General features: G+C 55.2%; 12 protein-coding genes. 5 read left to right on the top strand and 7 right to left on the bottom strand.

What is annotated here, in order from left to right; all coding sequences use genetic code 11:
• Window positions 1–51: 51 nt before the first annotated feature.
• The 3 genes from GRI36_RS08125 to GRI36_RS08115 all read right to left on the bottom strand — a co-directional run bounded on the left by GRI36_RS08125 (window position 52) and on the right by GRI36_RS08115 (window position 3,822).
• A complete protein-coding gene (locus GRI36_RS08125; RefSeq protein ID WP_160599136.1) occupies window positions 52–783 on the bottom strand; it encodes an N-formylglutamate amidohydrolase in 732 nt (243 codons plus the stop codon).
• 13 nt (window positions 784–796) lie between these two features.
• Window positions 797–1,609: a 4-(cytidine 5'-diphospho)-2-C-methyl-D-erythritol kinase gene (locus GRI36_RS08120; protein ID WP_160598003.1), complete on the bottom strand. Its 813-nt coding sequence runs from the start codon at window positions 1,607–1,609 to the stop codon at window positions 797–799.
• A gap of 542 nt (window positions 1,610–2,151) precedes the next feature.
• A complete protein-coding gene (locus GRI36_RS08115; RefSeq protein WP_235902201.1) occupies window positions 2,152–3,822 on the bottom strand; it encodes an electron transfer flavoprotein-ubiquinone oxidoreductase in 1,671 nt (556 codons plus the stop codon).
• Window positions 3,823–3,910: 88 nt separating this feature from the next.
• Here GRI36_RS08115 and GRI36_RS08110 point away from each other — a divergent pair, with 88 nt between their 5' ends.
• From GRI36_RS08110 to GRI36_RS08095, 4 genes are read left to right on the top strand one after another with little or no spacing between them, the layout of a single operon-like run.
• Window positions 3,911–4,675, top strand: coding sequence for a uracil-DNA glycosylase family protein (locus tag GRI36_RS08110; protein WP_160598002.1), 765 nt, complete (start codon window positions 3,911–3,913; stop codon window positions 4,673–4,675).
• Between the two features lies 1 nt (window position 4,676).
• On the top strand, window positions 4,677–6,470 hold the full coding sequence (locus tag GRI36_RS08105; protein ID WP_407985668.1) for a lytic transglycosylase domain-containing protein: 1,794 nt from the start codon (window positions 4,677–4,679) through the stop codon (window positions 6,468–6,470).
• A gap of 12 nt (window positions 6,471–6,482) precedes the next feature.
• Window positions 6,483–7,022: a molybdenum cofactor biosynthesis protein B gene (gene moaB / locus GRI36_RS08100; protein WP_160598000.1), complete on the top strand. Its 540-nt coding sequence runs from the start codon at window positions 6,483–6,485 to the stop codon at window positions 7,020–7,022.
• A gap of 1 nt (window position 7,023) precedes the next feature.
• Window positions 7,024–7,551, top strand: coding sequence for a hypothetical protein (locus GRI36_RS08095; protein WP_160597999.1), 528 nt, complete (start codon window positions 7,024–7,026; stop codon window positions 7,549–7,551).
• A 53-nt stretch (window positions 7,552–7,604) separates the two neighbouring features.
• Here the strand turns inward: GRI36_RS08095 and GRI36_RS08090 are convergent, their stop codons facing one another.
• Genes GRI36_RS08090 through GRI36_RS08080 form a run of 3 tightly spaced genes read right to left on the bottom strand, consistent with a single transcriptional unit; the run spans window position 7,605 to window position 10,217 of the window.
• Window positions 7,605–8,036, bottom strand: coding sequence for a DUF1330 domain-containing protein (locus GRI36_RS08090; RefSeq protein WP_160597998.1), 432 nt, complete (start codon window positions 8,034–8,036; stop codon window positions 7,605–7,607).
• Between the two features lie 12 nt (window positions 8,037–8,048).
• Window positions 8,049–8,597 (bottom strand): pseudouridine synthase, encoded by a 549-nt coding sequence (locus GRI36_RS08085; protein ID WP_160599134.1) that lies wholly within the window; start codon window positions 8,595–8,597, stop codon window positions 8,049–8,051.
• A gap of 3 nt (window positions 8,598–8,600) precedes the next feature.
• Window positions 8,601–10,217: a long-chain fatty acid--CoA ligase gene (locus tag GRI36_RS08080; RefSeq protein WP_235902200.1), complete on the bottom strand. Its 1,617-nt coding sequence runs from the start codon at window positions 10,215–10,217 to the stop codon at window positions 8,601–8,603.
• Window positions 10,218–10,296: 79 nt separating this feature from the next.
• Between GRI36_RS08080 and GRI36_RS08075 the strand changes: the two genes are divergently transcribed.
• Window positions 10,297–10,662 carry a hypothetical protein gene (locus GRI36_RS08075; RefSeq protein ID WP_160597997.1) on the top strand — a complete coding sequence of 122 codons (366 nt, stop codon included), beginning with the start codon at window positions 10,297–10,299 and terminating at the stop codon, window positions 10,660–10,662.
• On the opposite strand, the gene dnaE is transcribed toward GRI36_RS08075, so the two are convergent.
• Window positions 10,639–14,112 (bottom strand): DNA polymerase III subunit alpha, encoded by a 3,474-nt coding sequence (gene dnaE, locus GRI36_RS08070; protein WP_160597996.1) that lies wholly within the window; start codon window positions 14,110–14,112, stop codon window positions 10,639–10,641. The genes GRI36_RS08075 and dnaE overlap by 24 nt on opposite strands.
• Between the last annotated feature and the right edge of the window lie 109 nt (window positions 14,113–14,221).

Raw genomic sequence — 14,221 nt, 5'->3', positions numbered from 1 at the left:
GCGGCCATATTGGTGGACATATTGCGGGCCGACAGACTAATTGAAGGCGGGTCAGCTTTCACCCTTGATTGCCAGTGCGACCCGGTTGGTGACATCGGTAATCAGCCCTGCCCAGCGCGCCTGCTGCGCCTTGGTGGTGATCAGATCCTGCCTTATTTCAAGCGTGAGATATTTGCGGCCCTTGGCCTCTGCATGGCGGTCCATTGTGGCGTTCAATTGTTTGCCCGAATAAGGCTGGTTGTCGCCGACCGTCAGGCCTTCTTCCGAAAACAACCGGATCGCATGGCGGGCGGCGCTATCATCTTGATTATACAACAACGCAACTTGCCACGGACGATCCTCGACTTTGCTTTCAAGCTTGGGTGTAAAGCTATGCAATGCCACGATAAGTTCGGGTTCAACTTCATCCAGCCATTCCCCGAGCGCAGTGTGATACGGCCGATGAAATCGCTCCAGCCGAACCTCCAAATTCGCACCGATATTGCCCGGTATCAGATGCCCGTCACTCTCTGTCGGGACTACTGCAAGCGCGTCCTCTGTGCGATGCAAATCGCAGACGAGGCGGCTGACGGTGGCAATATGGGCCGCGATACCATGGCGGCGCCCCATCCGGTCAGCCAGGCCATTCGTGCCAATATCTACCGCGATATGCGTGTCCAAAAGCTCGGACGGAATGCCGAGCACCACATCATCTGGCACAAAATTCGACGCATGGTCAGCCACGCAAACGATCCCGCCGCGCTTTGCTTCGCCAACGCGACGATAAGGAAGTTCATCGATCATCATCGGATTTTCTCTATCTCAATTTGCCAGACATTTGCCACCAATCAGGGTATGTAGACGCGATTTCTCGTGCGGCTTCATTTAAATCGTTTTCGGAGTGATAGAGCGCAAAGCAAGTCGCCCCCGAGCCTGACATACGGCTCAAGAACGCCCCTGTCCCTCGCAGGGCTTCAAGCACTTCAGCAATGGGAGGGCACAATTGAATGGCAGGCGCTTCCAGATCATTGCGGCCCTGCGCGGCGATGAATGAGGCTGGGCCATCGGGCATTGGCCCTCGGTCAATTCCATCCCACGCCTTGAATACCGGCCCTGTGGCAAGCGGAACACGCGGATTGACCAGCAAGACGGGCGTTCCGGCCAAATCGCTTTCTGTCGCTTCCAATTCAGTTCCGGTTCCACGCCCGATACAAGTGATGCTTTCGACACAAGCGGGAACATCCGCGCCAAGCTTGGCCGCGCGCTCGCGCCAATCGTCGGGCACACCATGCATCTCGCGGATAATTCGGAACACCGCCCCTGCATCAGCAGACCCTCCGCCCAAACCGGCGGCGACCGGCAAGTTTTTCTCCATAGCAATCGCCAACCCGCCCGAACGGGGCAGCGCGGACATAGCCTTGGAGATTATATTATCAAACGGATCAGTTAGTTGCGCAGCGAATTCTCCAGCGACTGTCAATATATCCTGCTCTGCCGAAGCCGCGCTCAGCACATCCCCGCGATCAACAAAGGCGAATAAAGTTTCGAGCTCATGATAACCATCCTCCCGCCGCCTGCGGACATGCAGAGCAAGGTTAATCTTGGCATAGGCGGTTTCGGAGAAAGTCACAAAAATACGTTAGCCGCGAATAATGAGATTGTCTTGTGTTGGGGTGGAAAGCGGACAATCGTCAGCGGTGATAAAGCCGCTAGCGAGTTTGCGATTCACTGGCCCGCCTAAAGATAATGCTTGTCTGGATTGACCGCCGCTTCGACTCTTTCAAAATACACTCAATCGCTACTGAATTTATTGGGATAATCGCTATTTCCATTGTCGGGATATGGTCATCGAATAGAAACGTTGTTTTAAAGAAGGTCGCGCCGCAATTGCGAGCTAGTTCACCTGTGACATTTGCAATCATGTCCTCGTTTCGAAAGCCCTCGCGTGATTCGACCGGCTCAATCAACTCCAAGACGGCGATAGTCGGGCGCGGTTCATCGGAAACGAGAAGCATCTTCGCAAGTATGCTGACGCTCAATATCGTCAGGGCTCCGAGCGCAAACCATGTTAGCCGGGTTCGCCTCACTCCCTTGTCTCCTTGATAACTTCGAATGACCCAACAAGATTAAAGATCCGCCTGCGTGTGCAATTTGGTCGTTTGCGTACGCTCCTCACATATTCGGATAGTTCGGTCCGCCGCCGCCTTCGGGCGTGGTCCAGTTGATGTTCTGGTTCGGATCCTTGATGTCGCAAGTTTTGCAATGGACGCAATTTTGCGAGTTGATCTGGAACATCATCGTTCCGTCATCCTGCTCCAGCCATTCATATACGCCAGCCGGGCAATAACGGTTTGACGGCCCGGCATAGACGCCAAGTTCGCTCTGCCTTTGCAATTCGAGATCGGCGACTTTCAAATGAACCGGCTGATCTTCGGCGTGATTGGTGAAGCTGAACGCAACCGACGTCAGACGGTCAAAGCTCAACTTGCCATCGGGCTTGGGGTAATCAATCGGCTTATACAGGTCGGCGCGCTGCAGATATTTGTAATCCGGTGTGTGATCCATCGTGATCGGCAGCCCGATCTTGAGCGTTCGCATCCACATATCGATGCCGCCAAGAATAACGCCGAAATCGTCGCCGAACTTTTCCATCGCGGGAAGCACGTTTTTGACTTTCTTCAATTCGGTCGCAATCCAGCTATCGCGCAGATTTGCGTCGTAATCGGCCAGTTCGGTGTTCTCATGACCTGCGGCGATTGCCGCTGCGGCGCTTTCCGCCGCGAGCATGCCGCTTTTCATTGCGGTGTGGCTGCCCTTAATCCGTGGGACGTTTACGAAGCCAGCCGAACAGCCAATCAACGCGCCGCCCGGGAATGCCAGTTTCGGCACAGACTGCCAGCCACCATCATTGATCGCGCGCGCGCCGTAAGCAACGCGCTTGCCGCCTTCGAGGATTTCGGAGATTTGCGGGTGATGCTTCCACCGCTGGAATTCCTGATAGGGGGAAACATAAGGGTTCGCATAATTGAGCCAAGTCACCAGCCCCAATGCGACTTGCCCATTGGCCTGATGATACAGGAACCCGCCGCCGTTGGTGCCGGTTTCACTCAGCGGCCAGCCCTGCGTATGGATGACCCGGCCAGGCTCATGCTTTTCAGGGTCAATGTCCCAAACTTCTTTGATGCCCAGGCCATAGACTTGCGGCTGACAATCAGCCTCAAGGTCGAACTTGGTCTTCATGATTTTGGTCAGATTGCCGCGAACGCCTTCAGCAAAAAAGGTGTATTTCGCCTCGATTTCCATACCAGGCTGAAAATCGGGCTTATGCGAGCCATCCTCTGCCACGCCCATATCTTGGGTGATAACACCCGTAACCGCACCTGCATCGTTGAACATTACTTCGGCGGCAGGGAAGCCAGGAAAAACCATCACCCCCATGCCTTCAGCTTGCTCAGCCAGCCAGCGAGTCAAATTGCCAAGCGATCCGGTGTAATTACCGGTGTTGGAAAGGAAGGGCGGCATCATAAGATGCGGCAGCGAAGTTTTCCCGCCTTTGGTCAGAACCCAGTGCCAATTATCGGTAACCGGCGTTTCCGCCATAGGGCAATCCATGTCACGCCAATTGGGCAGCAACTCGTCAAGCGACTTGGGATCAACCACCGCACCCGATAGAATGTGGGCACCAATTTCGGAGCCTTTTTCAAGGACGACGACCTCGATTTCGTCATTGATTTGCTTCAACCGGATTGCTGCTGCGAGGCCTGCAACCCCGCCCCCCACGATCACAACGTCGCATGGCATTGATTCGCGTTCAATTGTCTCGGCGATTGGTTCGGTGCTCATCGCGGTCAGGCCCTTGTCAAATTACTGCGTCTAAACTCGCAGAAACCCTTGAATACTGCCACGCGGCAGGTCAAGACCCACTACGGATATGGAACAGCCCACTAACAACAATTTGGCAGACGAATTTGCCGCTGCGCTGGAGTGGTGGAAGGAGGCTGGCGTCGATAGCGATTTCGCGGACGACGCTACGGATTGGCTGGCCGAGGCTGATACGCTAAAAGGGGTGTCCTCACCCATGCAGCAGATTGCCCCGCAGCCAAAAAAACCAATAGCACCAGCAGCCACACCGCCTGCAAAAAGAATTGGCGGCGACCAAGCTGGTTGGCCAGCCGAGCTTGCGGCGTTCCAAAGCTGGCTGTTGGAGAGCGCAGATGTCGATGATGGCGGTGCGTTCCCTATCGTTCCCATGCGCGGTTTGAAGGGTTCAGAGCTGATGGTGATCGTCTCTGAGCCTGAGGAAAGTGACCGCGATCATCTGTTGTCAGGACCGCAAGGCAATTTGCTTAGCGGAATGATGCGGGCGGCATGTCTGGATGATAGCGGGTTATATCTGACGTCTGTTTTGCGCCGTCACACACCGATGCCCGATTGGTCTTCTATGGCAGAAGCGGGACTGGGTGAGCTGCTCTCGCATCATATAGCGCTGGCTGCTCCAAAACGGATCCTTACCTTTGGCCGCAACATTCCGGCGCTTTTGGGGAACGACACGGCGCAAGGCGCTGCTATTTTACATAATTTTAACCATGAGGGTGGAAGCATCCCCGCAATGGGCGTCAGCTCGCTTGCCGAATTGCTGCGATCTGCGGGAAGGCGAGAGCGATTCTGGCAGAGCTGGCTTGGATGGACAAGCTGACTTGAGTGATCGGATAGATGATTTGACACAGTTAAGCGCAATACAAAAAGCTTCCTTCCTCGCAGCCAGCATTCTGGCCTGCTCCTTGACCGGCGGCATCGCCGCGCCGGCTGCGGCAAACAGCAGCGCTGCGGAGTATTTCCGTGATCGCGCAGTATCATCCAACGTGCCGCAATTGCTCAGCAATGAAGACAAAGCGTATTACCGCCAATTGTTCGGCGCAATTGACGATGAAAATTGGAGCCGGGTAAAGTCGATGCTGGCCGACCGAGCGGATGGTCCGCTTCATCAGGTCGCCAAGGCCGAGTATTATCTCCATGCCAATTCACCGCGAGTAGAAGCCGACCAGATCCAGCAATGGATGTCTGCGGGCCGGTATTTACCGCAGGCAGAACAACTCAATATTCTCGGTGAAAAACGCGGATTGAGTGCAACCTACGGCCTGCCGACTGAACAAACCTTTGTTCGCCAACCTTACGCCTCGAAACGTATCCGACCTCGCAGTATTAATGACGGGACGATGCCTAATTCGACCAAAGATGCGATATTGGATCGGATCAAAAATGATGATCCCGATGGAGCAAGAATCTTGCTCGATGGTATTGATGGAGCTTTAAGCTCAGCGTCGCGTGCCGAATGGCGTCAACGCGTCGCTTGGAGCTACTACATTGAAAATAACGATCCTGCAGCCTTCGCTCTTGCACAAACGGTCAATGATGGATCAGGCGCTTGGGTCGCAGAGGGCAATTGGGTCGCCGGCCTGTCGGCATGGCGGATGAATGATTGCGGCAGCGCTGCTGTATATTTTGAAGAAGCAGCCAATGGTGCGACCGATATCGAATTGGCCGCTGCAGCCCGTTACTGGGCAAGCCGAGCCTATATTCGGTGCCGTGCACCAGAAAAAGTGACCGAACAATTGCGCGGCGCAGCGCAGCTTGATGAGACGCTTTATGGCATGCTTGCACGCGAACAGCTCGGGCAGGCCATGCCACAAACGCACTCCTCAGCCGATTTCAATCTCGAAGATTGGCAGAAGCTTCGCAATATCGAGAATGTTCGAACCGCAGTTGGATTAGCGGAAATAGGTGAAGCTGGCCTCGCCGATGAGGTTTTACGTCATCAAGCCCGGATTGGTGATGCGTCGCAATATAACGAGTTATCACGACTGGCTCGCGAATTGGGTGTGCCAGCGACACAATTATGGATGGCACATAATGCGCCTCGCGGAGCCATCTCCGAACCTGCGTTACGATATCCTGCGCCGCGATGGACCCCAGTGTCCGGCTGGAAAGTCGACCCCGCGCTTGCTTACGCCCATACATTGCAGGAATCTAACTTCCGCGCTGCGGTGGTCAGCCCGGCCGGAGCACGCGGGTTGATGCAAATCATGCCTGCCGCCGCAATCGACCACCGCGCCAAGTTGGGCCTGCGCGGTAATGCGCGTGAATTGTCCAAACCTGAAATCAATCTGGCATTCGGACAAGAACACCTCAACATGCTGCGTGACAGCCCCGCGACTGAAGGGAAACTGCCCAAGATTATGGCCGCTTACAATGCAGGCTTACGCCCGGTTGGACGGTGGAACAGCGAAGTACGCGATCAGGATGACGCGCTGCTGTATATGGAGAGCATCCCTTACTGGGAGACGCGCGGCTATGTCGCAATCGTAATGCGCAATTACTGGATGTATGAACGTCAAGCTGGCGGTGCATCTCCTAGCCGTAGCGAGCTAGCACAAAATGATTGGCCCAGTTTTCCTGATATGGGCCGTGCCCGCTTTACCTCGCGGGATTGAGGCGACTGATAAATGGCGATTGATCAATCCCTCACGTTCAAGCCGATAAACATTGCGCTAATGACGGTTTCGGACACGCGCACCGCAGATGATGATACCTCAGGAGCTATTCTCGCCGACCGGATAAAGAACGCGGGCCATAGACTGGCAGCTCGAGCTATTGAGAGGGATGATGCCGGCATAATCGCCGGAAGGCTGAACACTTGGATCGACGACCCGGCTATTGATACCATTATCTGCACCGGCGGAACTGGATTGACTGGCCGCGATGTGACACCAGAAGCGCTTGAGCGCGTATGCGAGGCGGGTGGCGGTCGCGACATTCCCGGTTTTGGCGAATTGTTCCGCTTCCTCAGCATCACTAGCATCGGCACCAGCACAATCCAAAGCCGCGCTTGCGCCGTGGTCACTCGCGGGACCTATGTCTTCGCATTGCCCGGCTCAAACGGCGCGGTCAAAGACGGATGGGACGGAATACTGGCCGAACAATTGGACAGCCGCAACCGCCCCTGCAACTTCGTGGATCTGATGCCGAGATTGCAAGAGAAGTAATGTGGCAAGGCGCGCCTCCAACCGTCCTATGCGCAAGGCCATTCGGGACATCGTCGAACCTGCGATCGAAGCGCTGGGATTTACCGGGAAATATCCCGCATGGCAGCGAGCATTTGGCGAAGAGTTCCATTTTATTGAGCTGCGGACGGACAAATATGGCGGCTGTTTCGGAATATCGGGCGCATGGGGGACGGCAAAGGATTTCGGCGATCATCCCCCCAGCTTGCCCGCAACCGATTTTGAACACCGCGCCTCGATCACGCGGCCCATCGAGTTATGGACAATTGAAGGTGAGGCTTACACGCACTGGATCAGCGCGTTTGATTACCAATATATTCTCGGCGACCCGAACGAATGCAGCGCATTGGCCCAAGAGGCAGCAGACGGCCTTTCTGCGCTCAAGCAGTGGTTCGCATCCAAGGAATTTACGAACGGGGTCAAGCCAGTTTTCAGCAAAATCGGCAGCGCAGTAAACGGCAAGCTAATCTCCGCCATTGCCTCCGCTAAAGCCGAAATGGGACTCTATTAACCGGGCTACAGGCTTAAACGGTTTCACCCGAGTCCTCGGTTCAGGCGGACGCCTCACCCAAAACCCCCGCCAGCCGCACCCGGTTCAAAACGCACCAGTCGGCTGTCGAGTAGTGCGGCCGTCCGGTTCACCACTGCCAACTGATAATCCACGTCTTTGATCATTTCGAAAAACGCACCCGCATTTGGATATTGCGCGACAAAGCCATCATGCCATTGCATATTGTCAGGTCCGGTCACGACCGTCTGAAACACGCCGCGCCATATGATGCTGCCGCCTACTCGATTGAATATAGGACCGCTGGTTTTGCCATATTCCTGGTAAGCGCGCCGACCGCTCCAGCCTTTGGCTGCGTTTGCATGACTAGCTGGATAGTCCGCGTCGTCACGATAGTGTAGCAGGTTTAGCATATGGATCGGCTGATCACGCGGCAGATCTTTAAATGCTTGGAAATTGGCCGGGCTCGGATCGATGTAGGTGGTCACTTAGTAATCTCCTTAAACCTGCAATTCGCGCCATTCGCCAGGCGCAAGTCCCTCGGCAGTCCATTCGCCCACGCTCCACCGGACAAGGCGCAACGTCGGAAAACCGACCGCCGCAGTCATCCGTCGGACCTGCCGGTTTTTGCCCTCCGAAATCGTCAGAGAAATCCAGCTATCAGGCACATTTTTGCGGAAGCGAATTGGCGGATCGCGATCCCAAAGTTCAGGTGGATCAAGCCTTTCGGCCTTGGCGGGTTTAGTCATCCCATCCTTCATTTTCACACCGCGCCGCAACGCGAGAAGCGCCCCCTCATCAGGCTCGCCCTCAACTTGCGCGAGATAGGTTTTCTCAACTTTATAGCGTGGTTCTGCAATGCGCGATTGCAGCACGCCATCATCGGTGAGCAACAGCAGACCCTCGCTGTCTTTATCGAGCCGCCCCGCAGGATAGACGCCGGGAACATCCACAAAACTCGCCAAAGTATCGTGCGCATCACCACCAGCGCCTCCGCTAAATTGCGACTGCACACCGAATGGCTTGTTCAGTAGGATTAGACGGGAGATACTCTAAGCCCCCAGCTTGTAATCGCTGAACCGCTCTCGAAGGTCCTTCTTGCTGATTTTGCCCGTTGCGGTGTGCGGAATATCATCCACAAACTCGACCGCATCGGGCATCCACCATTTCGCGATAAGCGGCTTCAGATGCTCGTTTATATCGTCTGCCGAAACATTCGAGCCTTCCTTGCGAACCACAAACAGAACGGGTCGCTCGTCCCATTTGGGGTGCGGCATACCCACCGCAGCCGCCTCTGCCACTTCGGGATGGCCAACGGCTGCATTTTCCAGCTCGACCGAGCTGATCCACTCGCCGCCGGATTTGATCACATCCTTGGTGCGGTCGGTCAGCTGCAACGTGCCATCGGGATGGATGATGCCCACATCGCCGGTGTCGAACCAATTATCTGCATCGACGCAATCTTTCTCCGCTTTGAAGTAGCGTTTGATAATCCACGGGCCGCGGATTTGCAGCGCACCCGATGATTTGCCGTCGCGCGGTAATTCCTTGCCCCAATCGTCCAGATCTACTGTGCGTAACTCGACGCCAAAAATAGGACGTCCTTGCATCGCAGTCTTGTCGACTTTCTGCTCGAATGTCAGGTCTTCCCAATCCCAAGTCGGACCGCCAACGGTGCCAATTGGACTGGTCTCGGTCATTCCCCAGGCATGCTGGACTCGGGTGCCGTTCTTCATCAATCTCTCAATCATAAAGCGCGGACAGGCTGAACCGCCAATCGTCGCAGCTTTCAATTTTGGCAGGTCAATTCCTTGCGCGTCGCAATAATTGAAATGCGCAAGCCAAACGGTCGGCACGCCTGCGCTGTCGGTCACGCCTTCGCGCTCCATCAATTCATGTAGCACAGCAGGATCGTTGACCGCCGAGAATACGAACTTGATACCCGCCATGGCCCCTGCATAAGGGAGACCCCAACTGGCTGCGTGGAACATTGGCACAACTGGCAACATGACGCTGCTGGCGCTGAAGTTGAATGTCGAAGGTTGCAGGCCAGAAACCGCATGAAGCACGGTTGATCCATGCTCGTATTGAACGCCCTTCGGGTTACCGGTCGTTCCGCTGGTATAGCACAGCATACAAGGATCTTGGGCGCTGCCGGTGACCCACGAAAAGTCGCCATCCTGCGCGCCAATCCAGTCTTCAAAAGCGATTACGTCAGAGCCCGCTGGCGGATCGAAACAGATGTAATGTTCGATTGTGGTCCACTTGCTTTTCATCTTGTCGACAATTGGCTGGAACGCTGCATCGTACAGCATGACCTTATCTTCAGCATGGTTGGCGATATATTCGAGTTGATCGTCAAATAGGCGCGGGTTTACCGTGTGGAGCACCCCGCCCATTCCGGCGACGCCGTACCAACTGACCAGATGGCGCGAATGGTTCATAGCAAGGCTGGCTACGCGCTCTCCTTTTTTGACCCCAAGCACTTGAAGGGCTTGCGCCATCTTTAGTGCATCGCGGCGAACTTCTGCCCAATTGGTTCGCGTTTCCGTGCCATCAGCCCAATGCGTCACAATTTCCCGTGTACCGGCTTCGCGTGCCGCATGGTCGATCACATGGGTAATCCGCATCGTCCAATCCTGCATAGCTCCAAGGGCATTTCCGGTCATCGGCATCATCTCCAAAGTATGTTGTTTTTCTCTACATGCCTGTGCTTGCCAGCCAAGGCAATCGGTCTAAAGTCGTGGAATGAATCCACTCAATGATTTCAAGATAGCAATTGTCGATTTTACTGGCCTCGCGAAAGATGCTTTGCACATTTATGTTGCGCTGGGAGTTTTCATCGCAGCCTGCTTGATTTTCCGGTGGCGAGCCTTGGAATGGAAGCCTGTTTTGCTGGTGCTTGCTGTCGCGATTTGCGGTGAAATCTTCGACATGCGCCACAATGCGTTGAGGGAAAATGACCCGTTTGTGCTCGCAAGCCTGCACGACGTCTGGAACACTTTACTGGTCCCGCTGATCATTTTCGCAGCTGCACGATATTCGCGCATATTTGAGAAGCCAAAACCACCTAAGGCAGAGGCTGTGGTGTCAGGCAACGAGCCGGAGATGTGAAGCACCACGCCGTGTGGTAAGCGAAACCTGTTCGATTCCGTCGATCAAAGCCAATCGTTCGGCCAGCTCCCCGTCGAGTGAATAATCGCGGCCGAGCCGCATCAACGGCTCCGCCCCATCACCCGTTTTGAGCTTAATTAGGACCTCACCATGGCCGGGCGTGCCCGGTACCAGCTCCATTTTCAGTTCATGCAACGCCGCCGCGCTCGATAGATCAAGCGTCAGGAGCATGCGCGAACTACCCTTGATCTCCTCCAGCGGTTTGCCGCCGCGGACCGTCACCCTCGGAGGCTCGTCCGGGCTAGGAGAATCCAATTCCACATTGAGTAAAATACAGGTGCTTTCCGCAGCCCACTTCTGGAAATTTTCGACCAAACCCTCTTCAAAGCAAGCCGCACTGAATTGGCCAGTTGAATCGGAAAAGTCGGCGCGAATGAAGTCTTTTCCGCGACGCGTCTTACCCTTGTTTACGCTTTCGACCATCGCCGCCATCACTGCGCTCTGGCGGCCACCGGGCGGAGCGCCCGATTCCATCAGGCTCTGGAATGTGCGCGCGCCATTGGCAGAAGCGATCGTCCAATATTGCTGGACCGGATGGGCTGAGAAATAAAACCCGAAATTCTCGCGTTCCTTCGCCATGCGGTCGGGCCGCGACCAGTCCTCGACCTCTTTCAAACGCAGCGTATCACTCGCCGTATCCTCGCCAGCGAACAAGCCGCCTTGCCCGCTCTCGCGTTCCCGTGATGCGGCATCCGCAGTTGCGAGCAACAATTCGACATTCTCGAACAATAGCCCGCGATTGGGCTCAAGCCCGTCGAGCGCACCAGCACAGATCAGGCCTTCCAATTGCCGCCGACTCATCGACCCAGGCGGCAAGCGTTCAAATAAGTCTTTCAAACTCTCGAATTCGCCATTGGCATTGCGTTCGGCGACGATCGAATCCATCGCTTTCTCGCCCACATTACGAATTCCCGCGAGCGCGTAACGCACTGCATATCCTTCATCAGTACGTTCGACCGAATATTCACCGACGGAACGATTGATATCAGGCGCAGCAATCTCGATCCCGTGCCGCCGTGCATCATCGACAAACAGCGCCAATTTCTCTGACTGGTGCATGTCGAAACACATCGAAGCAGCGTAAAATTCTTCAGGATAGTGCGCTTTCAGCCAGGCCGTTTGATAGGCAAGTAAGGCATAAGCGGCAGCGTGCGACTTGTTAAAACCATAGCCCGCAAATTTGTCGATCAAATCGAACAGCTCATTGGCTTTGGGTCTGTCGATTTGCGAGTTCTCTTTACAGCCCTCAATGAATCTGGCGCGCTGCTGGTCCATTTCCGCTTGGTTCTTCTTACCCATCGCACGGCGGAGCAAGTCGGCATCTCCAAGCGAGTAGCCAGCAAGGATTTGGGCGGCCTGCATCACCTGTTCCTGGTAGACAAAAATACCATAAGTCTCGGACAGAATTCCTTCGAGTTTTGCGTGCGGATATTCGATCGGAACTTCGCCAGCCTTACGCTTTCCGAACAGGGGAATATTGTCCATCGGACCAGGACGATAGAGCGAGACGAGCGCAATGATGTCTTCGAATTTGGTTGGCTTCACTGCCGTCAGCGTCCGTCGCATGCCTTCCGACTCCAGCTGGAACACGCCGACCGTATTGCCCGCCTTGAGCAAATCGAACACCGCTGGATCATCCCATTTCAACGTTGACAGATCGAGCTCTATCCCGCGCTTTTCGAGCAGGTCGGTTGCTTTGCGCAGCACCGACAAAGTCTTCAGGCCCAAGAAATCGAATTTGACCAGGCCCGAGCTTTCGACATGCTTCATGTCATACTGGGTCACCGGCATATCGGATCGCGGGTCGCGGTATAACGGCACCAATTGCGCCAGCGGCCGGTCGCCAATCACGACACCTGCCGCGTGGGTCGAACTGTTACGCGGGAACCCCTCCAGCTGCATCGCCAAATCGACGAGACGTTTTACCTCATTATCATTGTCATATTCGCGCTTGAATTCCGCTGCCCCGTTCAACGTACGTGGTAATGTCCATGGGTCGGTTGGATGGTTCGGCACCATCTTGCACAGTCTGTCGACCTGACCGTAACTCATCTGCAAAATCCGTCCGCAATCGCGCAGCACAGCGCGAGCCTTCAGCTTACCAAAGGTGATGATCTGCGCGACATGATCATGCCCGTATTTGTCTTGCACATAGCGGATGACTTCGCCTCGCCGCGTTTCGCAGAAATCAATATCGAAATCAGGCATGGACACACGCTCGGGATTCAGGAACCTTTCGAACAGGAGACCAAGTTTTAGCGGATCAAGATCAGTGATGGTGAGCACCCAAGCGACCAATGACCCCGCACCTGAACCACGGCCTGGACCAACCGGAATTCCGTTATCTTTCGCCCATTTGATAAAATCGGCAACGATGAGGAAGTAACCCGGAAAACCCATTTTGACGATAATGTCGACTTCGAATTCCAGCCTGTCTTCGTAGATTTTCCGCTCTTCCGGCGACATCTCGCCATAGGGTTCAAGCCGCATCGCCAGACCCTTGCGCGCATCGTCCCCAAGCGCTTTCGCCTCGCCCTCCAAATCACCGGCAAGGCTGGGCAGGATCGGATCGCGGTATGGCGGCGCATAAGCGCAGCGCCGAGCGATGGTCAAAGTGTTCTCGGTAGCCTCGGGCAAATCCTCGAACAGCTCCTCCATCATATTGGAGTTTTTGACAAAAGCTTCGCGGTTCGACCGTGGTCGTTCCTCCGCATCTATTTGCGAGGACGCCGCGATACACAGCATCGCATCATGAGCGGCGTAAACATGCGGCTCGGCGAAGAATGCAGGGTTGGTCGCAACCAGCGGCAAATCGCGTGCATAGGCAAGATCGATCAGCGCGACTTCGGCGGCATCCTGAACCGCATCGTGACCGCGTGTCAGTTCGATATAAAGCCGATCAGGGAACAGCGGTTGAAGCCTGTCTAACAATGCCTCGCCATGGTCGTGTTGCCCCTCGGCCATTAGCCGGGATATCGCGCCATCTGCGCCGCCTGTTAGCGCGATCAGGCCATCAGTATGCCCTTCCAGATCGCGCATCCGGACATGCGGTTCAAATTCTAACGGACGGTCAAGATGCGCCTTGCTGACCAGATGGCACAGATTGTCGTAACCCGCCTCGTCTTGCGCATAAAGCGGCAGGTAATCGACCTGACGCCCCTCTGCATCGCGAGCAACCCCGAGCAGCGCCCCAATGATCGGCTGGATACCCTCGGCCATGCAGGCATTGGCAAACATAACCGCGCCATACAGCCCGTTGCGGTCACAGATCGCGATGGCTGGAAAGCCGCGCTCCTTCGCCAGTTTCGCAATCGCTTTGGGATCGATAGCCGCCTCGAGCATCGAGTAAGACGACTGGACTCGCAACGGAACGAACGGGGCAAATGACATATTGTATTTATGCGGATTGCGAGGCAAAAAGTGAAGCGCGGCTTCCACAGTTTTTACGACCTGATTTGCAGTGCATCGCTATTGGCAGATGACTGCTAAGGACCCAATT

It is taken from the genome of Pontixanthobacter gangjinensis (assembly GCF_009827545.1).
Taxonomy (GTDB): Bacteria; Pseudomonadota; Alphaproteobacteria; order Sphingomonadales; family Sphingomonadaceae; genus Pontixanthobacter; species Pontixanthobacter gangjinensis.
This window is presented reverse-complemented; position numbering and strand designations above follow the sequence as displayed.

Coding starts and splice junctions, on each gene's coding strand:
- GRI36_RS08075 (WP_160597997.1), top strand. CDS start 10,297: ATGAATCCACTCAATGATTTCAAGATAGCAATTGTCGATTTTACTGGC.
- moaB (WP_160598000.1), top strand. CDS start 6,483: ATGGCGATTGATCAATCCCTCACGTTCAAGCCGATAAACATTGCGCTA.
- GRI36_RS08110 (WP_160598002.1), top strand. CDS start 3,911: ATGGAACAGCCCACTAACAACAATTTGGCAGACGAATTTGCCGCTGCG.
- GRI36_RS08125 (WP_160599136.1), bottom strand. CDS start 783: ATGATCGATGAACTTCCTTATCGTCGCGTTGGCGAAGCAAAGCGCGGC.
- dnaE (WP_160597996.1), bottom strand. CDS start 14,112: ATGTCATTTGCCCCGTTCGTTCCGTTGCGAGTCCAGTCGTCTTACTCG.
- GRI36_RS08115 (WP_235902201.1), bottom strand. CDS start 3,822: ATGAGCACCGAACCAATCGCCGAGACAATTGAACGCGAATCAATGCCA.
- GRI36_RS08080 (WP_235902200.1), bottom strand. CDS start 10,217: ATGACCGGAAATGCCCTTGGAGCTATGCAGGATTGGACGATGCGGATT.